Source organism: Acinetobacter sp. TR3 (assembly GCF_027105055.1).
GTDB lineage: Bacteria > Pseudomonadota > Gammaproteobacteria > Pseudomonadales > Moraxellaceae > Acinetobacter.
This window is the reverse complement of the sequence record NZ_CP114264.1, coordinates 2,256,752-2,280,566: the sequence shown is the minus strand read 5'-3', so window position 1 is coordinate 2,280,566 and position 23,815 is coordinate 2,256,752. Positions and strand designations below refer to the sequence as shown.

The window sequence follows — 23,815 nt, the reverse complement described above, 5'->3', positions numbered from 1 at the left end:
AAATAAAATCATGATGTGAGAATAAGTGATTTCTTTGTTTAATCACTTACTCGGATTCGTGCAGAGGCAGTTGCATTGGCTGTGGTATATGTGGCTGGTGCATCTGTAAAAGTACCATCGGCCAATGTGATAATTTGACGGCTATATTGTTTAGGTGCGGACATAGCTTCTGAATTTGAAGATGTATAATTTGCCGATTGAGCAATCACTTGAGTGTTTGCATTATTAGAACTCGAAGTTGAACTTAGACCTGATGAATAGAGATTTTGAAAACGACTCGTGACACGACGGACATAATCTTGTGTTTCACGAAATGGCGGTATTCCACCGTATTTATCAATATTGCCTTCACCAGCGTTATACGCTGCAATAGCAAGGCGTGTATCCCCATTAAAACGTTTTAACAACCAACTTAGATATCTCGCACCACCAAAAATATTTTGTTGAGGGTCGTAAGCATTACTCACATTGAAACGACGTGCAGTTGCAGGCATCAGTTGCATTAATCCTTGAGCACCGACAGGGGATCGCGCATTAATATTAAAACCTGACTCAGTATGCATAACGGCTTTAATCAGACCTTCTGAAACGCCATGCTGTTGCGATGCTTGACGGATCATCTGATCAAAAGCATTTTTATTACGACTATAACTTGGTAGAACAGAGGCTTCACTTGACCCCCAGTTACTATAGCTATGAATATTGCTATCAGGATAATAGGTCGCTTTAATCACTTTTAGGTGATTGTATTCAGCTTTCTTTTTATTGGTCAGTAAAGTTGTACCATTATCATCTTTAAATTGATAAATGGTTTGACCAGCATAACTAGATACTGTCGTATTTAAAAAACCGATTGTCCCCAAAAAAAGGACGAAAATATATTTTGTTGTGTCCATCATTATAATATTCACAAAAGATGAGCATGAGTTCTTCACAGCAGTGTAACAAAAAAAAGCATAAAAAAAACTTTAGCTACAATTTTTTTATTTCCACTGTCTTACAAAAAGCAAGTCGATTTGTGCGAATGTTCAGCAAAAAAAATTAAATTATTTTTTTTAAAATCTAAGTCTTGACATATTTAAAACATTGTTTTTATTGAATAAAAATCATTGGTTAAAAAATGATCAATTTGATTGTAAGCCTTGTTCTCACATAAAAATACTTTGTCAATAGCGAAGAAATCCACAATTTTATCCACAGCTTTTGTGGAAAACTGTGGAAAAGTTTGAAATGTAAGCAATCCAGACCGTTTTGACATAATTCGGTCAGAATTTTACCAGTATGAAACTTAAATATGACGATTGCACGAAATTGAAAAATTCTTTAGGTGCGCATCTTTTCGGAATCGGATAAAATCTCGCGGTATTTTTGTTTATGAGTAAATCACGTCTATGTACGCGCCAGTGGAGTCCAACCAAGGATTTAATTTTAAGCCTGAGCTTCCGACGAGTTCGGCATATTATCGCCTGTTGAAAAAGCTTCGTCGTCAAGTAGGGCATGCAATTCGTGATTACAACATGATCGAAGATGGCGACAAAGTCATGGTCTGTGTGTCTGGTGGTAAAGACAGTTACACGTTGCTTGATATTTTATTGCAGTTTAAACGTATCGCGCCGATTAACTTTGATGTTGTGGCTGTGAATCTTGATCAAAAACAACCAGGGTTCCCAGAAGATGTTTTACCACGTTATATGGAAGAAAATAACATTCCATATTACATTCTTGAAAAAGACACTTATACGATAACTAAACGCCTAACGCCTGAAGGTAAAACCTACTGTGCGGTATGTTCACGCCTACGCCGTGGTTCGTTATATGGCTTCGCACAAGAAATCGGTGCAACCAAAGTTGCATTAGGTCATCACCGCGATGACATTATGGCAACTTTCTTTTTAAATTTATTCCATGGCGGTAGCTTAAAAGCAATGCCACCAAAACTTCTTTCTTCAGATAAAAAGAATATCTTGATTCGTCCTTTGGCTTATGTCGAAGAAAAAGACATTATTAAATATGCTGATCTACGAAAGTTCCCAATCATTCCATGTAACTTATGTGGTTCACAAGAAAATTTACAACGTGCAATTATTAATGACATGCTACGTGAATGGGATAAACAACATCCAAAACGTTTACATAGCATCTTTGGCGCCTTACAGAATGTATCGCCTTCACAATTGGCTGACCGTGAATTGTTTGATTTCGAAGCCTTAGATGGGCAACGTGAATTTGATATGAAAGACCCTGAAGAGATGAAAAATCGTCTTGATGTAGTGAACTTGAGTTTTGCTGCTGAATAAAATGTAAAACTTTTTGAAAAGGCACTTATTTAAGTGTCTTTTTTTTTATAAAAAAGAGCGAAAAAGTGAATTCTTCGTACAAAAAGCCATAGCCTAAAATAAAAATTACGTGCTATAACAGGGCACAAGCAAATTGCTTCATTTAATGTTATCTGGATAGATGACACAAGAAATTGAACAAATATATTTGAGGAATAATCATGGCTGCATTTTTAACTGATGATTGGTTTGCAACTGTTGAAAAACTTACTGCTGAAGCGGGTGATTTAAATTTACCACCAACACTTGCGAATTTAGCGATTAATTTAGTTGTAACAGATGCAGATGGTAATACCGAATTGGCTTTAGATGCTGGTAAAATCCAAAAAGGTTTGTCTGCAAATGCTAAAACAACTTTAAACATGGATGCTGAAACATTACGTAAAGTATTCTTAGAGTTTGATATGGCTGCTGCGATGCAAGCGTTTATGACTGGTAAGATCAAAGTACAAGGCGATATGTCTCAACTTATGGCTTTACAAACAGCGAAGCCAAGCCAAGAACAAAAAGATTTATTCAAGAAAGTACTTGAGCAAACTGCTTAAGTAATTTTCTCATAAAAAAGCTTACCGAGAGGTAAGCTTTTTTATTTTCAACTTAGACATCAATACGACTGTTGGTCTTTAAATGTTCTAAGTAAGTTCGAATACGTGTTACATATTGAACTGCTTGTTTATATCGACCATTTCGCGCTTGGTTACGCTGTAAATAATCATATAAATTTACCCATTGATTTGGGTTCTTTCCTTGGGTTTTGATTCGGTTTTGAATCTGATTGACTGCACCTGGTCCCATGTTATAGGCGACCAAAGCATACCAATTACGGTCTGGATAAGGGACATTCGAAAACTGATCTAGCATCAGATCAAAATATTTCGCACCACCTTGAATACTTTGTATTGGATCAGATCGGTTGCTCACACCCATTGCTTGAGCGGTGCTATTGGTCAACATCATCAAACCGCGTACACCAGTGGGAGAAACCGATGTGGGTTTAAGATAAGACTCTTGATAGCCAATTGCAGCGAGCAAATGCCAATCTAAATTATACTTAGACGCACTTTGTTTAAAGCTTGCTTTATAAATTGGCAAACGCTGATTCAGGTCTTTTTGAATCGTAGACCATGCTTCAGGTTTAACCACATTGCGATTATAAAAGGAAGCAAGTTGTTGGGTTGTACCAAGCTGCTTGCTTTGACAAACAAATCCACTTGCAGTGAGCGTTAACGGATCATCAGCTTGCTTAAGTACCCAATTGAGCTGAGGATTTAATCCATTTTTACTTAAAGTAGCTTGATCACCACAACTTGCAGAAAAAGACACAAGTTGTTTACTTTCAATGGCCGCTAAATTTGCAGTTGTCATAGCAAGATTAGCTTTACCTTGAGCAATCCATTTTAATGCAGTTGCATTATCAGGAACCGTTTTAAAATCGAGTTTGACATTTAAACTCTGGGCATAATTTCGTGCTAAATCGTAGCCAAAACCATGCAAAAATTGCCCGTCTTTAAATACAGTTGTTGGGTTTTCAACAGCAACTACCGTTAATGTATTGGTTGTTACAACTGTATTATATTGATGTGATTTTTCTGCGTTCAAACTATTAAAGGGAAGGATTGTAATTCCTAATACCATCGTTTGAAAGGAAAGTTTAGAAGATAAAGAGTTAAGGCTAGGCCTCGACCCAGAACTTGAATTACTGTGCATGTTGTCTCCGCTACAGGTAATTTATGCCCAAAAAGTTCAGCAAAACAAAGCTTTAACTTTTAAAAGTTGATAAATTCAATAAGGGTGGGCAAGTCATGACGCCATTCAAAATGACATAGGATTAATGGGAGAAATGATGTTCGTGTTACACATCATTCACAAAGTGTACAAAAAACAAACAAAATCAACTTAGGGGCGCATATTAAGCGCCGAAAAAAGGATTGTCAAATTTTGATCAATAAAAAAATGAGAAATACCTCACAAATGCATGATTTGAAAAAGAATAAAATTTATACACTGTTGTCATGCTAAAATAAGGAATACAATGCAAAAACTTGTAAATAGAATGTTGTTTTAACGTATTTGAACCCATGAAATCGAACTTAATTACGCGAACTGGACATGATTTATTGGTTGCCGAGTTGAAAAGACTATGGCATGACGAACGACCAGAAATTACTAAAAAAGTAAATTGGGCTGCAAGTTTGGGGGATCGTTCAGAAAATGCAGATTATCAATACAATAAACAAATACTCAGAAAAATAGATCGTCGTGTCCGTTATTTAGGAAAACGTCTAGAAGAATTAAAAATTGTCGATTATATGCCTGAGCAAGAGGGCAAAGTTTATTTTGGGGCATGGGTTGAGATTGAAAATGATGACGGAGAACAAAAAAAATTACGGATTGTTGGGATAGATGAAATTTATGATCATCATCCCCAGCATATTTCGATTGAGTCTCCAATGGCACGTGCATTATTGAGCAAAGAGATGGATGATGAGGTGGAAGTCATTACTCCATTAGGAAAAAAAGTGTGGTATATCAACTCAATTTGCTATGAAAAATCTAAAAATGTTTAAATTTTTACTTTTTTGATTTTATTTTGAGCATTTGATTGATTATTTTGAATAAAAGATTTGCCAATTCTAATTTTTATTTATATGATAGCCGCCATTGGAAGCGTGGCAGAGCGGTTTAATGCACCGGTCTTGAAAACCGACGAGGGTGTGAGTCCTCCGTGAGTTCGAATCTCACCGCTTCCGCCAAATATTGAAATAAGCCCTTGTTATTACAAGGGCTTATTTTTTTATCTGTGGTTTTACCCCTCAACCTATACCTCATCAAACTTTGGATTTAATTACATTTGATATTCCCAAGTTTGAAATTCCGTTGGTTGACTAGAAACTTGATTTAGTAATTGTTTTCAACTTATAGCAAAGTTGTGGTAAATGATGGTTTGGTGGTGTTTCAAAAAGTATGCTGACATTAAATGAAGCCATTATTGATGTAAAAAAAGGTTAAGTCGAAAGCTTTAAAATGGTTTTCAATCTTTTTTGAAAAATTACAACTCCTTCTAAAACCGCGCCTAATTCGATGCCTTATTTTGCAATTATTACCTTCAATACCTACAGTAAAAAATTTACCAATACTTTGCTTGCAGTTTTTAAAAGCAGTTATGAAACTGTCCCAATGATCACTTGCAATTCGGGTGTAGTGAATACCTAATTGTTTAAGCTTTGTCTTCAATCGTTGAACTGTAGCTAAGTCTCTTTTACCCCAAACATAAGCAACAATCTCACCTGTTTCTCGATGGTAGGCGTAAATAAGCCATTGTTTATTATTTTTATTTCCCACAAAAGTCCAAAACTCATCAACTTCAAGAGACTCATAATGACTTTGTTTAGGCTGAATTTGGTAGGTCGATTCGGTTAAAGTACGTAAAACTTTACCGATACTGATTCGCTCAACTTCAGCGATATCTCGTATACCACTACCTCTGACCATCAACTGTAATATTTTTCGAGTAATGCCTGAATTACATCCTAGATAGCTCAGAGCATGGTCACCAATAAACTGACGTTTACAGTCTTTGCACTGATAGTTTTGTTTCCCATCTACTTTGATGCCATTTTTCTTTATACTGTCACTGAGGCAGGTTGGACATTTGATTTCTAGAGTTATTCGCATTTCTCTATTTTATCAAAATTCAACCTGCTTTGTTTCAGCATACTTTTTGAAACACCACCGATGGTTTTATATGCTCTGATTCATAGTAGTAATGATTCAAAGGATAGAGCATATGTTTAAAAAATCTTTTCCATTCCTTGAAATTGATATCAGTACGATTGTTGCTTTTAGCGAATGGTTCAAAGCGTTTATCATGCAGGTCATTGGCAATGGTGATAAGTTGAATTGAATCCTTTTCGTATCTATCGCGAAATTGACTTAAATCAATATTGAAGTTAATTTCTGCATTTGGTTTAGCTTAAACAAGAATATTGACCTAACATTGGTCTGTCATTGTTCTTTGAATACATAAAATTTTATCTAAACCAATGTGATGAATGTGGTAGACAAATTTTTGATGTAATCGTTTCGCTGCTTGCTGTAGTAGTTTTATGTCACAGCCTAGGACATTAATCTCACAGTAAATTTTAAAACTAATTCGTGAGACTAGTGCTGAATTGTACTGTCTGAATAGCCGACCAAGATGACGAGTGCTTTCTTGGCTTAGTAACCAGTGTCTTCTTTTTCTGCTCTAATTTAACCCCATTGCATCCTATATAAAACGTAGATGTCTTATTACTTAATATGATCATTACTGATCAGAGAACTTTCTTTAGTTTGATAAATTCAGTTTGATTTAAGCTAATTCAGTTAACTTAAAAATACGATAAAGCCGTACAAGTATAGTTACACCTTTCGCCACATTTCCAGATGTGGCTTTTTTTTAATCTGCTTAACTTTAATTATCCAATACTGTAAATATTCTGTTCCGTTTACGATGGTTTGTTTAAGTCAAAAAATTTTGATCTCTGAGTAGCCTAAGCAAGTTTACATCCTAGAAAGACCGCTATCGTATAAAATGAATTATATAAAATTGTAGATCAATCACTTATGTTTTAAGGGAGATTAAATTTCTCCCTTGTTTAGATCATTTTCTTATAATACTTCATCTTAAAAAATCACAAATTTTTCATCTATAACATCTTAATATCATCCAAATATTTAAATTCTGATAAAAGATGATTGATAGTCATCTATTGCATGAATTTTTGAGTTTAATTCTAAAAAGTAAGGATGATTTTGTGATTCAGACAGCTCAATATCTCGATGGTGATATATCTAGAATTATTGAAATGGCTTGGGAAGACAGAACCCCATTTGAAGCGATCTCACGTGAATATGGTTTGAATGAATCAGCTGTAATCCGACTTATGCGGCTTCATTTACAAACCAATAGCTTTAAGCTTTGGCGGAAGAGAGTAAGTGGACGTAAGACAAAACATTTGCAGTTACGTTCGCCTGAAGTGTCTCGTGGTTACTGCTCACGCCAATACAAGCATCATTGAATAAGATCAGTGACAAATTAGAAGTTTTCGTTCATAACTAATTCTACAGTATAGATTTTATTTATATAGATCAATTGCATATCACTAAGGTAAAGTAATGTCTAATTTATCAATTGCTTATATTTTTCAACAACAGCAGCTTTTAGTGGATCAAGATTTCCAACTTCCTCAAGTCGAAAGATTGCATAACGATCTGGCGTTATCAAGTGATCATAAAGTGATTGCTCGAGATTTATGTGAAAATGAAACTATTCCTGAAGGATTCGATTTTGTACCGATTCGTCAATTAGTACAGTTTTGGAATAAGATGCAATTTGAGCAAGCAAGTCGAGCTATACAATTACTTGAATGGCGACGTAATCATCAGTTTTGTGGTCGATGTGGAACTAAAACCACCCAGAGCATTGAGCAGTTTGCGATGGTTTGTTCAAGTTGTGGCTATACACAATATCCAAAAGTGAATCCATGTGTCATTACGATTATTACACGTGGGGATAATGAAATTCTACTCGCAAAAAATGCACGAAATAAAACGCAAATGTATAGTTTGATCGCTGGTTTTGTTGAGGTAGGGGAAACATTAGAAGATGCCGTTCGACGTGAGACACTTGAGGAAGTAGGCCTACATATTAAAAATATAAAATATTTGGCAAGTCAGCCTTGGCCATTTCCAAGCAATTTGATGGTTGCATTTAAAGCAGATTATCAAGCGGGCGAAATTGAATTACAGCAAGATGAGCTTAGTGATGCTCAATTTTTTAAATTTGATCAACTTCCAGAAATCCCATTTAAAGGCAGCATCGCGTATGCCATGATCATGCATATCATTCATGGTACAGCAGTCGCCGATGATACGAGTGATGTGTGTTGACAAAAAGTGGAATAAGCAAGAAGAACCTCAATTGAGGTTCTTCTTGTGATATTTGTGGGACAGCAGTGGTCTCGGCTGCCTCTTCTTTGATCAATCTAGACTTTCAACAATACTAATCATGACTTCGGCACAATTTTCACGAGCAAGCCTTGCTTTAGTATATTCTTCAGAATCATAACAAGCTTGTGCAGTTGCCAAATCAGAGAATTCAATAATCACATGGCGTTGAAACTGTATACCTTCCATACAGATTGATTTTCCCCCTCTAGCAAGGAATTTAGCACCATATTTTTCAAATGCTAAGGGAGCTAATGCCATATATTCTTTGTACTGTTCCATATCGTGAATGGTGACATGTGCAATCCAGTAAGCAGACATTTCCTTATCCTTTTTATTTCTAAATTAAAAAAACCATTTTAGTTACAGATTGAGGCACTAAGCATTCAAAATATTTTTTGCAACTGCAGCAGCTTCAGCAATATGTTCAGCCACGGCTTGTTTTGCTTTTTCAGGATCTTGGTGCAGATAAATTGCTTCACACATATTTTTAATACGTTGATAGCCAGAAATTTCTCGCTTCGTCGATTTCATGGTCATTGCACGAAGACGACTAATCCGACCATTCAAACGTTGTACTACTTCCCAAGCAATATGATGTTTTGCGGTGGTAAAAATAGTTTCGTAAAGTTTTGAAGAGGTAGAAATAATTAAATTAATGTCATCTGCTGCAAAGGCTTGCTCAAGTTCAATCAATAATACTTTCAGCGTTTCTGTTGTTTGAGCAGTTAGGTTTTGGGTGCAATCTGCAACGGCACTTTGTTCGAGTAATAGTCGAATTTCATAAATTTGCGATGCAATTTCCCAATCCAATAATGAAACAATTGGGCCTTTATTTGGCAGAATTTCAACTAAACCTTCTGCTTCTAAATAACGAATGACTTCACGTACAACAGAGCGACTTACTCCTAATTCTTCGCACAAGCTTCTTTCGACTAATCTTTTTCCAGAAGGGAAATAGCCTGTAATGATCGCGTTACGTACTTTATTCAAACAAAGCTCACGTAAAGTCACAGGTGGATTTTCAATTTTAAGATTCATAGATGATTAATCTTTCCTGATTTTAATAAGTCAAAATTTTGTTACATGTTTCTAGCCGAAAATTAGCATACCAAACTCTTGCTTTTTTTTCATTATGTATTATGGTATACCATAATACGAATGCAAAAATAAATTCACACGCAAGGAAATGCCATGAATCTAATCCGTAAAACAGTTCTTCATGTTGAAACGACTTATGTCGATGGCGATAAAGAAGCAACAAAACCGCTAAAAATGGTGGCTGCTGCTGCTGTGATCAAAAACCCATGGGCTGGTCAGGGTTATGTCGAAAACCTAACACCTGAGATTCGCCGTATTGCTCCGATTCTAAGTGAACATTTAACTCAACTGATTCTTGATGAAGTCGGTTCAGGTGAAGCGGTAGAAGCATTTGGTAAAAGTGCGGTTGTAGGTTTGAATGGTGAGCTAGAGCATGCATCAGCCCTCATCCATACCTTACATTTTGGAAATACATATCGTCATGCGGTCGGGGCTAAGTCTTATCTCGCTTTTAATAATACGCGTGGTCCAGCGAATGCTTCGATTCTTGTTCCAATGATGGATAAAAATGATGAAGGCCGCCGTTCTCATTATTTGACTCTTCAATTTGCAATTCCAGATGCACCTGCTGCCGATGAAATTGTGATTGTAATTGGTGCAGCGACAGGTGGACGTCCACATCATCGTATTGGCGATCGTTATCAAGATTTGGAAGAGTTAGGTCATGATCTCAAAAACCCTGCAGCTGTCAAATAATCGGATTGCTCATTATTTTGAGCAAGGAGAAGGAGAGCCTTTGGTTCTCATCCATGGTGTAGGTATGCAAGCAGCCGCTTGGTATCCACAAATCGAATATTTCTCGAAACATTATCGTGTGATTTCGGTGGATATGCCGGGTCATGGAAAAAGTACAAAACTTGCGGATGATGCACCTTTAAAAGCATTTGTTGATTGGGCGATCGAATTTATTACAGCATTGAATTTAGGTGCAGTGAATTTGGCAGGTCATTCGATGGGTTCATTGATTACGACAGGCGTAAGTGCAACTCGTCCTGATGTAGTCAAACGAATGGCGGTGTTGAACGGTGTATACAAGCGGACAAGCCAAGCTCGTGATGCTGTTGTGAATCGTGCAGAAGAGTTAAAAACAGGTCATATTGACGTTGAAACACCACTACAACGCTGGTTTGGTAACAGTGAAGCAGAACAAATTGCGGCTGGAAAAGTCAAGTCTTGGTTGGAAAATGTGGACTTGTCTGGATATACCACAGCGTATGCGGCATTTGCACATGGCGATCTAATTTACGCAGATGACTGGAGCAAAATTCAGTGTCCTGCACTGGTTTTAACTGGAACTGATGATCCGAATTCAACAGCAGAAATGGCAGTACAAATGGCAAGCCAAGCGAGAAATGGCACCGCTATTGTGATTGAAAATGAGCGTCATATGGTGAATTTGACTGCACCAGACCAAGTAAATATTGCAATGCAGGCGTGGTTAGAAACCCAAGTCTAAATTGCCACACATTGATGAAGGAATATGATAATGAGTGAAATGGATAGTGTTAATAAAATACGCGAATTACGTGATGCCTTTGGCTCATTTATGACTGGCGTAACCGTCGTAACCACCTGTAAAGATGATGGAACACCATTGGGCTTTACTGCGAACTCTTTTGCTTCGGTGTCCTTGGACCCAGCTTTGCTGCTGGTCAGCATTGCCAAGACATCAAGCAATTATAATAACTTTGCCAATGCTTCACATTTTGCAATTAATATTTTGGCAGAAGAACAAAAGGATATTTCGAATACTTTTGCTCGCCCAAGTGATGATCGATTTGAAAATTTAGCATGGACCAAGAGCGCATCTCATAACCCTGTCATAGATCAAGTCAGTGCTTGGTTTGATTGCACGACGTATCAAGTTGTAGATGCAGGTGATCATGCGATTTTAATTGGTAGAGTTGAAGATTTTGGCTCAGCAGGCTTTGCTGGTTTAGGGTATTACCGTGGAGCTTATTTTACACCTGCCAAATCATCTACGGATGTGATTTCGAGTATGAAAGTGATGATGATGGCATTGATTGGACATGAAAATCAGATCTTGCTTGAACAGACACAGGATCAAAAGTGGACATTGCCACATTTGATGGTTGAAAAAGACGGTGCAGAAAAAGCACTGGAAAAAATCTTTGCAGCTTATCAGCCAGAAGCCTCACCAAGCTTTATCTATTCTGTCTATGATGATGTGACCACCCAGCAGCAATATATTGCATTTTTATGTAATACCCCGATCGCACATGCAACCAAAGGTCAATTTGTTAATTTAAATGATTTAGAACAACTGACTTTTGTGGATAGCGCTTTAGAAAGTATGTTGATGCGTTATCGTAAAGAAAATCATCTTAAAACTTATGGTGTCTATTACGGTAATCAAATTAGCGGTACGGTTCGTCAAATTGTTAAAGAGGAAGTTTAACTATGCGTTTTTCATTATTTGTACACATGGAACGTGTTTCTGATCAACAAACGCAGAAGCAGCTCTATGATGAAATGATTGAACTTTGCCAAATTGCCGATCAAGGCGGTATGCATGCGATTTGGACCGGTGAACATCATGCGATGAATTTCACGATTGCACCTAATCCATTCATTAACTTGGTTGATATTGCGAATAAAACCAAAAATGTACGTTTGGGTACAGGAACTGTCGTTGCGCCATTCTGGCATCCAATTAAATTGGCAGGTGAAGCTGCTATGACGGATATTATCACCAATGGTCGTTTAGATATTGGGATTGCACGTGGTGCTTACTCATTTGAATATGAGCGTATGGTGCCTGGTATGGATGCATGGAGTGCGGGTCAGCGTTTACGTGAAATGATCCCCGCGATTAAAAACCTGTGGAAAGGCGATTATGAGCATAATGGTGAGTTTTGGCAGTTCCCAAAAACCACTTCTGCACCTCAACCATTACAACAACCGTATCCACCGATTTGGGTAGCAGCACGCGATCCAAATAGCCATGAATTTGCGGTGCAGAACGGCTGTAATGTACAAGTCACACCATTACATTTTGGTGATGAAGAAGTCGAAAAGTTGATGGGACATTTCAATACCGCGTGTGAAAAGTTTGCTGATATTCCTCGTCCTGAAATTATGTTATTGCGTCATACCTATGTGGCTGATAGTGAAGAAGATGCTCAATTAGCAGCAGATGAAATCAATACATTCTATAACTATTTTGGCGCATGGTTTAAAAATGAGCGTGAAATTACGCAAGGTCTAATCGCACCATTGAGTGATGAAGAAATTGCAGCTCATCCATTTTATACGCCAGAAGCCATGCGTAAAAATAATGTGATTGGTCAGGCGCAAGAAGTGATTGATCGCTTAAAAGCTTATGAAGCAATGGGTTATAACGAATATTCATTCTGGATCGATACAGGAATGAGCTTTGAGCGTAAAAAAGCATCGTTACAACGTATGATCAACGAAGTGATGCCTGCATTTGCATAGGAGAGAAGACATGACTTCTCAATTCCAGTTGTATATCAATGGTCAATTCGAGGATGGTGCTGCACAATTTGACAGTATCAATCCTGCGACAGGGCAAGTTTGGGTGCAAATGCCTGAAGCACGTACAGATGAAGTCAATCGTGCAGTTGCTGCGGCATCTCAGGCTCTGCAAGATACAGCTTGGGCAGGTTTAACTGCCTCACAGCGTGGAAAGTTGTTATATAAACTTGCTGATTTAATCGAAAAAGCTGCACCGCAACTGGCTCAATATGAAACCAGTGATACAGGCAAGATCATTCGTGAGACGTCAAGCCAAATTGCTTATGTGGCGGAATATTATCGTTACTATGCAGGGATTGCAGACAAGCTCGAAGGGAGCTATCTACCGATTGATAAACCAGATATGCAAGCATGGACGATCCGTGAACCTGTGGGTGTCATTGCTGCGATTGTTCCGTGGAATAGCCAATTATTTTTGTCTGCGGTTAAAGTTGGTCCAGCATTGGCGGCAGGTTGCAGTATTGTTCTGAAAGCCTCTGAAGAAGGACCAGCCCCTTTACTTGCTTTTGCGCGTTTGGTGCACGAAGCAGGATTTCCAGCAGGTGTGGTGAATGTTATTACAGGTTTTGGCCCTGAATGTGGTGCAGTTTTAAGTAGTCATCCAGACGTGGCTCATGTGGCATTTACTGGTGGTCCAGAAACAGCACGCCATATTGTGCGCAACTCTGCTGAGAACCTTGCCAAAGTCTCATTAGAGTTAGGTGGAAAATCTCCTTTTATTGTATTTGCAGATGCTGATTTACAGAGCGCAGTAAATGCACAAGTCGCAGCGATTTTTGCAGCAACAGGTCAAAGCTGTGTTGCTGGTTCACGGTTGCTGGTAGAAGACAGTATCAAAGATGAATTTGTTCAACGTTTGGTTGAGCGTGTTCAAAGTATCAAGATTGGTTTGCCTGATGATATGGCAACGGAATATGGTCCTCTGTGCACCTTACGCCAACGTGAAAAAATTGAGCAAGTCGTTGCTCGCTCGATTCAGCAAGGTGCGAAATTATTGGCAGGTGGGAAAACGCTTGAAAGAGCAGGTTATTACTATCCACCCACAATTTTAGACTGTAGTGATGTACCACAAGCTGATTGCGTCATGACCGAGTTATTTGGTCCTGTCTTGTCTGTAGTGAGTTTTAACACTGAAGCAGACGCGATTCAAAAAGCCAACAGTACGCCTTATGGACTCGCAGCTGGTGTGTTTACCAACAATTTAAGCCGTGCGCATCGGATGACCAAAGCAATTCGTTCAGGGATTGTTTGGTTGAATACCTATCGCGCTGTTTCTCCACTTGCACCTTTTGGTGGTCATGGTCTATCAGGACATGGTCGTGAAGCTGGCTCAGATGCGGTGTTGGACTATACCACCACCAAAACGGTGTGGTTACGTACATCTGATCAACCGATTGATGATCCTTTTGTGATGCGTTAATGCATCACAACAGTCATTAGGATTTAAATTTCAAGGATGAAAAAATATGAATAAGCTGAATTTCAAAATCACATAAATCTGATCACGGCATAAGTAAGATCGTTTTAGTTGGGCTTAAACAGCATCAACAAGGTTCGCTTGATCTTTTTTGTCATTTCATCACCCAAAATTGATGTGATTGCGCTGTAAAACAAGAGAAATATAGGTCAGGTCATCTGGATATGGCGCTGATCAGGCAGGTTGTGAAACCTAAGTTTACTCTCACAAATATTTGATATTGAGGAAAATGAAGTCCTCAAAGAGAGATTAAGGATATGAGCCAAAATGAAAATAGTGCTTTCGCCATTGAAAGCAATTCAATTGATTATGTTGATCCATCTCAACGTCACGGAAAAGTACGTGATCTATTCACGCTCTGGTTTTGTACCAATATTGCACCCTTAGCTGTTATTACTGGTGCAATGTCGATGCTAACGTTTAACCTGAGTTTGATCAGTGCGCTAGTGGCGATTTGTTGTGGTCATTTCTTTGGTGCAGCAATTTTAGCGTTGACCTCTGCTCAAGGACCTCAAGTCGGCATTCCCCAGATGATTCAAAGTCGCGCACAGTTTGGGCGTTATGGTGCCTTACTGGTCGTGTTATTTACAACATTGATTTATCTCGGTTTCTTTATTTCCAACATTATTTTGTCAGGTAAAACCTTACATACGGTTATCCCCGCGATTCCTGTGCCAACAGCAACCGTGATTGGTGCAATTGCAGCAACGACCATTGGGGTAGTGGGTTATCATCTAATCCATAATTTTAATAAAATTGGCACATGGTTAATGGGCGGCTCATTGCTGATCGGCTTGTTGATTATGTTGCCACAAATTAATGCTGAAATACTTGCCAAAGGCTCATTTAACCTAAAAGGTTGGTTTGCCATGTTTGGTTTATGTGCCGTTTGGCAAATTAGTTTTTCACCTTACACCTCCGACTATTCACGTTATTTACCTAAGTCGATTGGGATTTTTAAACCATTTATCTTTACTTACTTGGGCGCTTCGCTTGGAACGATCTTTGCGATGGCATTTGGTACAGTGGCGGTGAGTATTGGTTCTGGTACCGATGCGATGGAAGCGGTGAAATCGGGTACAGGTGTTTTCGGTTCGATCCTGATGGTTTTATTCCTTTGTAATATCATAGGTCACAATGCCATGAATTTATATGGTGCGGTTTTATCGTGTATTACTTCAATTCAAACCTTTGCAGGTCAATGGATACCGAGTAAAAATATTCGTATTGTTCTATCAATTATTGTTTTAATTATTGCAACATTTACAGCACTTTGGGCATCAAGCAACTTTATTAGCTTCTTCCTAAACGTCATTTTTGCCTTACTGTTTATCTTAGTGCCTTGGGTATCGATTAACCTATTGGATTTCTATGTGATTAATAAGAAATCTTATGACATTCAGTCGATCTTTGCACAAGACGGTGGTATCTACGGCAAGTTTAACGCCAAAGCTTTAACGGCCTATTTCATTGGAATCGTGATACAAATTCCTTTCCTCACCAATGCCTTTTTTACAGGCCCATTCGCAAACGTCATTCAGGATGTAGATATCTCTTGGGTAATTGGATTGGTGGTGAGTTCCGTTGTGTACTACGTCTTCAATCTTGAAAAGATCAAATGTAATAGTCCAGAACTCAATGTAAAAGCACAACATTAAACGTGGTCAGAAAGGAATCTTCGACATGAAAAAAAGTTATTTACAATTCGCGTTTGCAACGGCGTTAACCACGATCATTACACCGAGTTATGCTGGAATTAGTTTTGGTGACAGCAATGCGGACTCAGGCAAGTTAACGATTTCTGGTTACGTACGTGCCAATTATCAAGACAAAGATTATGGTGAACCTGTTTCAGAGCATCAGCTTCGTTTTAGTGCTGCACAATTAAAACTCGATTATGAGCGTGGCAAACTATTTGGGCATGCTGAATATCGTTGTTATCAGTACGATACACTTTGCGATTTTTCAACTTTAATTGATGCGTATGCAGGTTATCATTTAAATGAGACTGATCAGGTCATAGCAGGGATGCAAGCTGTTCCATTTGGTCCAGGACGTTTTTGGAACAATAGTCTATATGGCAGTATCAATACCACAACAGGGCTAGAAGATGTGCATAACTTAGGTTTGAGCTATCACTTTGAATTGCCAACTGCGACTAAATTTGATCTCGGATATTTTGCGATTGATGGTGGACACTATCAAGGGACAACCAAAGAGTCTGGTCGCTATAGTGCGAACTATGTAAGTTCTGATGACATTACGAAAAGCGATATCGAAGAGAAAAACATGTGGGTTGGACGTATTACCCAAGATATTAATCTGGGTGTAAAAGGTTTAACTACACAGGTCGGTGCTTCATATTGGACTTCAGAGATTGACAATAAAACCACATCTCAAACGGGTCGACGTAATGCGTGGGCATTATTTAGCAAAATCAATTATGGCAATCTAGGTCTGACCTTAACAGGCGGTAAAAATGATGTCAGTAATAAAGACGTCGTTGATGCAACTTCATCTTTGATGGGTTCATATGACAGCGAATATTATGTTGCAAACAAAGCGACTTACTATACAGCTGATCTTGGCTACACTTTTAAAGATGTTAAGCAAATTGGCAATATCACGCCGTATTTTATGCACAGTCGATACAATAAGGATTTGGTTGGTTCTCAAGATTCAATCCGTAATATCCTTGGTGTTTCAATCGACCATAAACAGATTTCTTTGGTCGCAGAATACATTATGAGTCAAAATGATCCCTTCATTGGTGGTACTGAAAAATCACTGGCGGTTGGGGATGATGGTAAATGGAATAAGTTACTCAACTTAACGCTATTCTATTACTTCTAAAATCAGCTATAACATTCGGGCAACCGAAAATTTTTTTCAAGATTTATTTGGTATGCCATAATACAGGTTTAGTTAATACCAGAACATTGATACTGTTTTGTAAAATGTTCTGTGTATTAATGCCGAAGTCTAAATAGGATAATCAGTATGCAACTTAATCAATTGCCATTATTTCATCAACAAGCCTTTGTTGCTGGACAATGGTGTGATGCCGATAATCAACAAACTTCTGATATTTATAACCCTGCAACACAAGAAGTGATTGGTACTGTACCGAATATGGGCAAGGCAGAAGCCGAACGCGCAATTCACGTAGCAGTTGCAGGTTGGGCTGCATGGAAAAATAAAACAGCCAAAGATCGTTCAACGATTTTAAAAAAATGGTTCGATTTGATGGTTGAAAATGCAGATCAACTTGCATTTATTTTGACGAGTGAACAAGGAAAACCTTTAGCAGAAGCGAGAGGTGAAATTTTATATGCTGCTAGCTTTGTTGAATGGTTTGCTGAAGAAGCAAAACGTGTTTATGGTGATATTGTTCCCAGCCCTTATCCAGATGCACGGATTATCGTGAGCAAGCAACCGATTGGTGTTGTTGCAGCAATCACGCCGTGGAATTTCCCTGCGGCAATGATTACTCGTAAAGTTGCACCTGCTTTGGCTGCAGGTTGTCCTTGTATCGTTAAACCTGCGCCAGAAACCCCATTTACGGCATTGGCTTTGGTCGATTTAGCGATTCAAGCGGGTGTGCCTGCTGAGATTTTTACTGTCATTACAGGTGATGCGGTCACGATTGGCGATGCAATCTTTCAAAGTGATGATGTGCGGAAATTTACTTTTACAGGCTCGACACCTGTTGGAAAATTACTGTATCAACGTTCAGCGCAAACTTTGAAAAAAGTTTCACTAGAATTGGGTGGTAATGCACCATTTATTGTCTTTGATGATGCAGATTTGGATGCTGCAATTGAAGGGGCATTAATTGCTAAATATCGCAATGCAGGACAAACCTGTGTTTGTGTGAATCGCTTTCTTGTTCAAGAAGGAATTTACGAAAAATTCATTGCTGCATTAAGTGAAAAGATCAATGCTTTTGCAATCGGCAATGGTTTGGATGTTGGGAGTGAAATTGGTCCATTAATTAATGCTAATGCAGTGAAAAAGGTTGAAGCCCATGTTGCGGATGCCTTAGCCAAAGCAGGTCGTTTGGTTGCTGGTGGTAAACGTCATAGTGCAGGTGAATTATTTTATCAACCTACGATCATTGCTGATGTCACCGCCGAGATGGATGTAGCGACTCAAGAAACATTTGGTCCATTGGCTGCTGTATTTAAGTTTGAAACTGAACAGCAAGCTATTCAAATGGCAAATGCGACTGAGTTTGGTTTGGCGGCGTATTGCTACACCAAAGATTTAGGACGCGCTTGGCGTATGAGTGAGCTGCTTGAATACGGTATGGTTGGAATCAATAAGGGCTTAATTTCCAATGAAGTCGCACCATTTGGTGGAATCAAACAGTCGGGCTTAGGTCGTGAAGGTTCAAAATACGGGATCGAAGATTATCTAGAAATCAAATACACCTTATTTGGGGGATTGAATGCATGAGTAATGAAAAATTTGAAAAAGGCTTAGCCATTCGTAAACAAGTATTAGGCGAAGCTTATGTGAATAACTCGATCAACAATGCCGATGATTTTAGTTTACCGTTACAAGAGTTAGTCACAGAGTATTGTTGGGGTGCAGTTTGGGGCCGAGAGGAATTGAGCAAGCCTGAGCGAAGCTTAATCAATCTTGCCATGATTTCTGCGCTTAATCGTCCACATGAATTAAAGCTTCATGTCAAAGGTGCTCTACGAAATGGCGTACCTAAAGAAAAAATTCGTGAAGTGCTGTTACAAGTCGCAATTTATTGTGGTGTACCGGCAGCCGTAGATAGTTTCCGAATTGCTAAAGAAGCGATTCAGGAATATGAACAAGAAAATAACTAATTAAACGATTGAGCAAACATTACACAGCATGCTGGTGATGTTTGCTTAAGTGATTTCATTTTGGCCCTTCGCTCTTAAGGTGACATACCAATTGTTACGATTGTTTCGGTCAGGATGGATATAATTTAAACAGAGTATTTATTTTCTAAATAACCAATCACCTTTTATATACTGAGATATATGCAGCTTTAGGTGTCTATTGGTGTAAATTATGCACTTCGTTTAAGGTGATTTTAATTCCATCTTGAGCAAAGAAAATTTGATATTTGATAGATCATCGAAAGAGTAAGGTATGCCCGCAAATCCTAGTAAAACCCAGAAACCTTTATATATTCCCTATGCTGGGAACGCTCTTTTAGAACTTCCACTCTTGAATAAAGGTTCAGCTTTTTCGACTGAAGAGCGTGAGCAGTTTAACTTGCATGGACTGATACCTAACAATATCGAAAACATCGAAGAACAAACGCAACGCTCTTATCAGCAGTACTTGTCATTTGACAATAACTTGAATAAGCATATTTATTTAAGAAATATTCAAGACACAAATGAAACACTTTTTTATAATTTATTGAGTCAGCATTTAGATGAAATGCTACCCATCATTTATACACCAACCGTCGGCGAAGCTTGCCAGCGTTTTTCTGATATTTATCGTCGTCATCGTGGGATTTTCATCTCATACGCTGAACGTCAATACATCGATCAAATTATTCATAATGTGAATAAGAAAAATGTCAAAGTGATTGTCATTACCGATGGTGAGCGCATCCTTGGTTTAGGTGATCAGGGTATTGGTGGTATGGGAATTCCAATTGGAAAATTATCTCTATATACCGCATGTGGAGGTATTAGTCCTGCTTATACGTTACCGATTACGATAGATGTTGGTACAAATAATCAAGAATTACTCAACGATCCAATTTACATGGGATTGAAGCAACCTCGAATCAGAGGGGAGCAATATTACCAATTTGTCGAACAGATTATTTCTGCTGTGCGTGAACGTTGGCCGAATGTGTTGATACAATTTGAAGATTTTGCCCAAATTAATGCAATGCCATTATTGACTCAATATCGAGATAAAATTTGCTGCTTTAATGATGACATTCAAGGAACTGCAGCAGTTACAGTTGCCAGTCTAATTGCTGCATCTAGAGCACTTGGTAAACAACTTAAAGATCAAACCATTACTTTTGTTGGTGCTGGTTCAGCAGGATGTGGTATTGCTGAGCATATCGTTAGACAAATGATGGATGAAGGGTTGAGCGATCATGAAGCCCGTTCACGTATTTTCATGGTTGATCGCTTCGGTTTAATGACTGATCAACAGCCCAATTTACTCGACTTTCAACAAAAACTCGCAACACCTGTGAATGCAATTTCAGAATGGGAATATTCAGGACAAGAGATTGCGCTACTTGATGTCGTAAAAAATGCTAAACCAAGTATTCTGATTGGTGTATCAGGGCAAGCAGGTTTATTTAGTGAAGAAGTGATTAAAACTTTAGCTAAATATTATAAACATCCGATTGTTTTGCCATTATCTAACCCGACTTCTCAAGTAGAAGCTCAGCCAAAAGATATTATTGAATGGACGCAAGGTGCTGCAATCGTTGCGACAGGTAGTCCTTTTGCACCAGTATATTTCCAAGGTAAAACTTATACGATTGCTCAGTGTAATAATTCTTATATTTTCCCAGGAATAGGCTTGGGTGTGATTGCATGTGGTGCAAATCATATTAGTGATGCAATGTTGATGGCTGCAAGCACAGCATTGGCAGATTGCTCACCGCGTTTAAAAAATGCAGCTGCAGATCTATTGCCAAATATTAATGACATTCATCAAGTCTCCAAATTCATTGCTTTTAAAGTTGCAAAAGCTGCTATGGCAGATGGATTAGCAGTACCCATGAGCAATGATGTGCTGAAAAATGTGATTGAAGATAATTTTTGGACACCTGAATATCGAAATTATCGCCGAGTTACTTTTTGATTGAACCAGATTTAGTCTGATTGCTGAAACGTAAATGTACTTTTGTAATCTAGGACAAAACCTGACTGATCTTGAATGATCTTTCAGGTTTTTAGCTTATTATTACTCTCATAAAACTATCTGTTATATTTTTTTTATAAAATCTGTATCTACCTTTATCATCTGTATTCATTCAAAGTATAACGAGGTTGATATGAATGGGCTAAATATGAGTTTTTTAAAAAAGAAAAATAATGCGAGTTTTGTGTTTTTTATTATCACACTCTATGCTTTTATCGGTTTTGGTTTAGGCTATATTATTTGGGAATATTTTCTTTAAAATCAGCTTCAAGCCTGATTTATAGGACTGTTTAGCTATTCATTTAATATAGCAAATTTAAGCTTGCGAGTCTGTTTCGCTACAATGATCAACATCTACTGGATGCTGCTTGGGTTATATTCATCCAGCCATTCAAAATAATGAATAATATTCATAGCTGCTCATTAGAATAAATCATTTTATTCATAGATTTTTGTTCTGTACTCTAAAAATAAGCCGTATTTTAAAAATTAAATAAATGATGATTTGGGACGATGATCATCACATGTTCATCTTTTGAAATAAGAAAGAGTATCGGAATGAAAAAACTCGATTTTGCAATTATAGATCCGCATATCCATCAATGGGATCCATACCATACTCCACATTCTGCTGCCTTGTTGGTTAAAGCTTTGGGGAATTATCCCCGTGTGATGGATAAAGTTGTGCGATTCGTTAAACCGAAACCACTTTTAGACACACTAGGATTAACTGAATATGCGTTGAGTCCTTATCTCCCTCAAAATTATCATGAAGATATGCGACATCATGCGATTGAAAGCGTAGTACATGTCGAAGCAAATTGGCATCATCATAAAGGCTTTGGTGTTGTCGAAGAAACCAAATGGATTCAACAATTAAATTTTAAAGACCAAAATTTAAAGCTAGGCGCAATTATTGCCACTGCCGACCCACGAGATCGAAAATTTAAACAGATTTTAAAAGCGCATCAAGATGCCAGCCCTCTATTTAGAGGTATTCGTAAAATGGCTTCTTGGCATGAGGATTCTGGTATTTATCGTTGGTGTGATCAAGCACATTTATATCAGTCTAAAAAATTCCTTAAAGGCTTTGAACAACTTGCCAAAATGGATTTATCTTTTGATGCGTGGACTTATTCAACACAAATTTCAGAACTTACAAAATTAGCGAAACAATTTCCTCAAACAGCTATAGTCGTTGATCATTTGGCAACACCCGCAGGGCTTTTTGGTGCTATTGGCAAAAAAACTGGTCAAACACCTTCACAACGTGCCGCAATTTTCCAGCAATGGCAGCATGATTTGGCAGTTTTGGCTGAGCAAAAAAATGTTTATGCCAAGATTTCTGGACTGATGATGCCCGTGTTGGGACACCGATTTTATCAACAATACCGTACTGCAACCGTCTATGAAATGGTGAATTTATTAACACCATTGATTCAGCATGCAATACAGGTATTTGGTCCAGATCGAATCATTTTTGCTTCAAATTTTCCTATGGATAAAGCAAATGCAACGCTAAGTGATTTGATCCAAGCTTATATTGAAATGATTACACCTTATGGTGATCAAGCGATGTATTCCATTTTTAGACAAAACGCTGCCAATTTTTATCAATTAAATTAGAGTCATCATATGAAAAGTTTTAATCAAAAGGTTGCTGCAATTACGGGTGCAGGTTCTGGAATCGGTCAACAACTTGCAATTTTATTAGCACAGCAAGGCGCTGATTTAGCTTTAAGTGATGTGAATGATCAAGGTTTAGCTGAAACATTATCTTTAGTAAAACAGTATCCTGTGAAAGTCACTTTAACCAAACTAGATGTTTCTCATCAGCAAGCTGTACGTGAATGGGCGGAGAATAGTTTCAAAGATCATGGCAAAATCAATTTGATTTTTAACAATGCTGGCGTTGCATTAGCAAGTACCGTAGAAGGGATGAGCTATGAAGAAATGGAATGGATTTTTAATATTAATTTTTGGGGTGTTGTCTACGGCACAAAAGAGTTTTTGCCTTATTTAAAGCAAAGTGGTGAAGGGCATATTATTAATATTTCTAGTTTATTTGGACTCACTGCGCAACCTTCTCAAAGTGCTTATAACGCAACAAAGTTTGCAGTGCGTGGTTTTACCGAATCATTACGCCAAGAATTAAATATGCAAAATAATGGTGTCAGTGCGACTTGTGTGCATCCAGGTGGTATACGAACCAATATTGCTAATAGTGCTCGTATGAGTGACAGTATCCGTTCTTTGGGTATGAATCCGGCAAAGGCTAGTCGATCATTTAATAAAGTCCTGAAAACCCCACCAGAAGAAGCTGCAAAAATCATTTTAGAGGCGGTCAAACAGGATAAAGCTCGAGTATTAATTGGGAATGATGCCAAGATTTTAGATTTGATTCAGCGGATTACACCAACGCATTATTCTCAAGCATTAGATTTTCTAACCAAAAAAACTTTGAAAAAAAACTAAATTATTCTTCAATCTAAGGATGCTC

General features: G+C 38.0%; 23 protein-coding genes and 1 tRNA gene. 19 read left to right on the top strand and 5 right to left on the bottom strand.

What is annotated here, in order from left to right; all coding sequences use genetic code 11:
• Positions 1-38 precede the first annotated feature (38 nt).
• A complete protein-coding gene (locus tag O1449_RS10815) occupies positions 39-899 on the bottom strand; it encodes a lytic transglycosylase domain-containing protein (RefSeq protein ID WP_269238313.1) in 861 nt (286 codons plus the stop codon).
• Positions 900-1,391: 492 nt separating this feature from the next.
• Between O1449_RS10815 and ttcA the strand changes: the two genes are divergently transcribed.
• Positions 1,392-2,297: a tRNA 2-thiocytidine(32) synthetase TtcA gene (gene ttcA, locus O1449_RS10810; protein ID WP_004660841.1), complete on the top strand. Its 906-nt coding sequence runs from the start codon at positions 1,392-1,394 to the stop codon at positions 2,295-2,297.
• A 200-nt stretch (positions 2,298-2,497) separates the two neighbouring features.
• Positions 2,498-2,881, top strand: coding sequence for an SCP2 sterol-binding domain-containing protein (locus O1449_RS10805; RefSeq protein WP_269229868.1), 384 nt, complete (start codon positions 2,498-2,500; stop codon positions 2,879-2,881).
• 52 nt (positions 2,882-2,933) lie between these two features.
• Here the strand turns inward: O1449_RS10805 and O1449_RS10800 are convergent, their stop codons facing one another.
• Entirely contained in the window at positions 2,934-4,043 is a 1,110-nt protein-coding gene (locus O1449_RS10800; protein WP_269238312.1) for a transglycosylase SLT domain-containing protein, read from the bottom strand.
• A 371-nt stretch (positions 4,044-4,414) separates the two neighbouring features.
• Here O1449_RS10800 and greB point away from each other — a divergent pair, with 371 nt between their 5' ends.
• Both greB and O1449_RS10790 read left to right on the top strand, forming a co-directional pair.
• Positions 4,415-4,903, top strand: a complete 489-nt coding sequence (greB, locus tag O1449_RS10795; RefSeq protein ID WP_269238311.1) for a transcription elongation factor GreB — start codon at positions 4,415-4,417, stop codon at positions 4,901-4,903.
• Between the two features lie 96 nt (positions 4,904-4,999).
• Positions 5,000-5,089, top strand: a tRNA-Ser gene (locus tag O1449_RS10790).
• 220 nt (positions 5,090-5,309) lie between these two features.
• On the opposite strand, the gene O1449_RS10785 is transcribed toward O1449_RS10790, so the two are convergent.
• Positions 5,310-6,011: an IS1-like element ISPa14 family transposase gene (locus O1449_RS10785; protein WP_001223318.1), complete on the bottom strand. Its 702-nt coding sequence runs from the start codon at positions 6,009-6,011 to the stop codon at positions 5,310-5,312.
• Between the two features lie 1,172 nt (positions 6,012-7,183).
• Here O1449_RS10785 and O1449_RS10780 point away from each other — a divergent pair.
• On the top strand, positions 7,184-7,396 hold the full coding sequence (locus tag O1449_RS10780; protein ID WP_046738190.1) for a TIGR03643 family protein: 213 nt from the start codon (positions 7,184-7,186) through the stop codon (positions 7,394-7,396).
• Positions 7,397-7,493: 97 nt separating this feature from the next.
• A complete protein-coding gene (gene nudC, locus O1449_RS10775) occupies positions 7,494-8,267 on the top strand; it encodes an NAD(+) diphosphatase (RefSeq protein WP_269238310.1) in 774 nt (257 codons plus the stop codon).
• 90 nt (positions 8,268-8,357) lie between these two features.
• Here nudC and O1449_RS10770 read toward each other — a convergent pair whose 3' ends face one another.
• Together O1449_RS10770 and O1449_RS10765 are read right to left on the bottom strand one after the other, a co-directional pair.
• Complete coding sequence (locus O1449_RS10770; RefSeq protein ID WP_050041607.1) at positions 8,358-8,645, bottom strand: DUF1330 domain-containing protein; 288 nt, start codon at positions 8,643-8,645, stop codon at positions 8,358-8,360.
• 57 nt (positions 8,646-8,702) lie between these two features.
• Positions 8,703-9,365 carry a GntR family transcriptional regulator gene (locus tag O1449_RS10765; protein WP_004660958.1) on the bottom strand — a complete coding sequence of 221 codons (663 nt, stop codon included), beginning with the start codon at positions 9,363-9,365 and terminating at the stop codon, positions 8,703-8,705.
• A gap of 153 nt (positions 9,366-9,518) precedes the next feature.
• Here O1449_RS10765 and O1449_RS10760 point away from each other — a divergent pair, with 153 nt between their 5' ends.
• The 13 genes from O1449_RS10760 (at position 9,519) to O1449_RS10700 (ending at position 23,790) form a co-directional block, all read left to right on the top strand.
• Entirely contained in the window at positions 9,519-10,121 is a 603-nt protein-coding gene (locus O1449_RS10760; RefSeq protein WP_018676877.1) for an amino acid synthesis family protein, read from the top strand.
• Positions 10,090-10,881, top strand: a complete 792-nt coding sequence (locus O1449_RS10755; protein WP_269238309.1) for an alpha/beta fold hydrolase — start codon at positions 10,090-10,092, stop codon at positions 10,879-10,881. The genes O1449_RS10760 and O1449_RS10755 overlap by 32 nt, the downstream gene beginning before the upstream one ends.
• Positions 10,882-10,911: 30 nt before the next feature.
• A complete protein-coding gene (gene tgnA / locus O1449_RS10750; RefSeq protein WP_269238308.1) occupies positions 10,912-11,844 on the top strand; it encodes a flavin-dependent trigonelline monooxygenase reductase component in 933 nt (310 codons plus the stop codon).
• A gap of 2 nt (positions 11,845-11,846) precedes the next feature.
• Positions 11,847-12,884 carry a flavin-dependent trigonelline monooxygenase oxygenase component gene (tgnB, locus tag O1449_RS10745; RefSeq protein ID WP_269238307.1) on the top strand — a complete coding sequence of 346 codons (1,038 nt, stop codon included), beginning with the start codon at positions 11,847-11,849 and terminating at the stop codon, positions 12,882-12,884.
• Positions 12,885-12,894: 10 nt separating this feature from the next.
• A complete protein-coding gene (gene tgnC, locus O1449_RS10740) occupies positions 12,895-14,364 on the top strand; it encodes a (Z)-2-((N-methylformamido)methylene)-5-hydroxybutyrolactone dehydrogenase (RefSeq protein WP_269238306.1) in 1,470 nt (489 codons plus the stop codon).
• 314 nt (positions 14,365-14,678) lie between these two features.
• Positions 14,679-16,079, top strand: coding sequence for a purine-cytosine permease family protein (locus O1449_RS10735; protein ID WP_269238305.1), 1,401 nt, complete (start codon positions 14,679-14,681; stop codon positions 16,077-16,079).
• Between the two features lie 25 nt (positions 16,080-16,104).
• Positions 16,105-17,274: a hypothetical protein gene (locus O1449_RS10730; protein ID WP_269238304.1), complete on the top strand. Its 1,170-nt coding sequence runs from the start codon at positions 16,105-16,107 to the stop codon at positions 17,272-17,274.
• A 147-nt stretch (positions 17,275-17,421) separates the two neighbouring features.
• Positions 17,422-18,879, top strand: a complete 1,458-nt coding sequence (locus O1449_RS10725) for an NAD-dependent succinate-semialdehyde dehydrogenase (protein ID WP_269238303.1) — start codon at positions 17,422-17,424, stop codon at positions 18,877-18,879.
• Positions 18,876-19,262: a carboxymuconolactone decarboxylase family protein gene (locus O1449_RS10720; protein WP_269238302.1), complete on the top strand. Its 387-nt coding sequence runs from the start codon at positions 18,876-18,878 to the stop codon at positions 19,260-19,262. The genes O1449_RS10725 and O1449_RS10720 overlap by 4 nt, the downstream gene beginning before the upstream one ends.
• 292 nt (positions 19,263-19,554) lie before the next feature.
• Positions 19,555-21,255 (top strand): NAD-dependent malic enzyme, encoded by a 1,701-nt coding sequence (locus O1449_RS10715; RefSeq protein WP_269238301.1) that lies wholly within the window; start codon positions 19,555-19,557, stop codon positions 21,253-21,255.
• Positions 21,256-21,463: 208 nt separating this feature from the next.
• Positions 21,464-21,574: a hypothetical protein gene (locus O1449_RS10710; RefSeq protein WP_087543379.1), complete on the top strand. Its 111-nt coding sequence runs from the start codon at positions 21,464-21,466 to the stop codon at positions 21,572-21,574.
• 299 nt (positions 21,575-21,873) lie between these two features.
• Positions 21,874-22,941, top strand: coding sequence for an amidohydrolase family protein (locus O1449_RS10705; RefSeq protein WP_269238300.1), 1,068 nt, complete (start codon positions 21,874-21,876; stop codon positions 22,939-22,941).
• A 9-nt stretch (positions 22,942-22,950) separates the two neighbouring features.
• The gene (locus O1449_RS10700; protein WP_269238299.1) at positions 22,951-23,790 is read left to right on the top strand and encodes an SDR family NAD(P)-dependent oxidoreductase; all 840 of its coding nucleotides are present in this window, start codon (positions 22,951-22,953) and stop codon (positions 23,788-23,790) included.
• Positions 23,791-23,815: the final 25 nt, after the last annotated feature.

Coding starts and splice junctions, on each gene's coding strand:
- O1449_RS10800 (WP_269238312.1), bottom strand. CDS start 4,043: ATGCACAGTAATTCAAGTTCTGGGTCGAGGCCTAGCCTTAACTCTTTA.
- O1449_RS10770 (WP_050041607.1), bottom strand. CDS start 8,645: ATGTCTGCTTACTGGATTGCACATGTCACCATTCACGATATGGAACAG.
- O1449_RS10785 (WP_001223318.1), bottom strand. CDS start 6,011: ATGCGAATAACTCTAGAAATCAAATGTCCAACCTGCCTCAGTGACAGT.
- O1449_RS10805 (WP_269229868.1), top strand. CDS start 2,498: ATGGCTGCATTTTTAACTGATGATTGGTTTGCAACTGTTGAAAAACTT.
- ttcA (WP_004660841.1), top strand. CDS start 1,392: ATGTACGCGCCAGTGGAGTCCAACCAAGGATTTAATTTTAAGCCTGAG.
- O1449_RS10715 (WP_269238301.1), top strand. CDS start 19,555: ATGCCCGCAAATCCTAGTAAAACCCAGAAACCTTTATATATTCCCTAT.
- O1449_RS10755 (WP_269238309.1), top strand. CDS start 10,090: ATGATCTCAAAAACCCTGCAGCTGTCAAATAATCGGATTGCTCATTAT.
- O1449_RS10700 (WP_269238299.1), top strand. CDS start 22,951: ATGAAAAGTTTTAATCAAAAGGTTGCTGCAATTACGGGTGCAGGTTCT.
- tgnA (WP_269238308.1), top strand. CDS start 10,912: ATGAGTGAAATGGATAGTGTTAATAAAATACGCGAATTACGTGATGCC.
- nudC (WP_269238310.1), top strand. CDS start 7,494: ATGTCTAATTTATCAATTGCTTATATTTTTCAACAACAGCAGCTTTTA.
- O1449_RS10710 (WP_087543379.1), top strand. CDS start 21,464: ATGAGTTTTTTAAAAAAGAAAAATAATGCGAGTTTTGTGTTTTTTATT.
- O1449_RS10705 (WP_269238300.1), top strand. CDS start 21,874: ATGAAAAAACTCGATTTTGCAATTATAGATCCGCATATCCATCAATGG.
- tgnC (WP_269238306.1), top strand. CDS start 12,895: ATGACTTCTCAATTCCAGTTGTATATCAATGGTCAATTCGAGGATGGT.
- O1449_RS10780 (WP_046738190.1), top strand. CDS start 7,184: ATGGCTTGGGAAGACAGAACCCCATTTGAAGCGATCTCACGTGAATAT.
- O1449_RS10760 (WP_018676877.1), top strand. CDS start 9,519: ATGAATCTAATCCGTAAAACAGTTCTTCATGTTGAAACGACTTATGTC.
- O1449_RS10725 (WP_269238303.1), top strand. CDS start 17,422: ATGCAACTTAATCAATTGCCATTATTTCATCAACAAGCCTTTGTTGCT.
- O1449_RS10765 (WP_004660958.1), bottom strand. CDS start 9,365: ATGAATCTTAAAATTGAAAATCCACCTGTGACTTTACGTGAGCTTTGT.
- O1449_RS10815 (WP_269238313.1), bottom strand. CDS start 899: ATGATGGACACAACAAAATATATTTTCGTCCTTTTTTTGGGGACAATC.
- O1449_RS10730 (WP_269238304.1), top strand. CDS start 16,105: ATGAAAAAAAGTTATTTACAATTCGCGTTTGCAACGGCGTTAACCACG.
- tgnB (WP_269238307.1), top strand. CDS start 11,847: ATGCGTTTTTCATTATTTGTACACATGGAACGTGTTTCTGATCAACAA.
- O1449_RS10720 (WP_269238302.1), top strand. CDS start 18,876: ATGAGTAATGAAAAATTTGAAAAAGGCTTAGCCATTCGTAAACAAGTA.
- O1449_RS10735 (WP_269238305.1), top strand. CDS start 14,679: ATGAGCCAAAATGAAAATAGTGCTTTCGCCATTGAAAGCAATTCAATT.
- greB (WP_269238311.1), top strand. CDS start 4,415: ATGAAATCGAACTTAATTACGCGAACTGGACATGATTTATTGGTTGCC.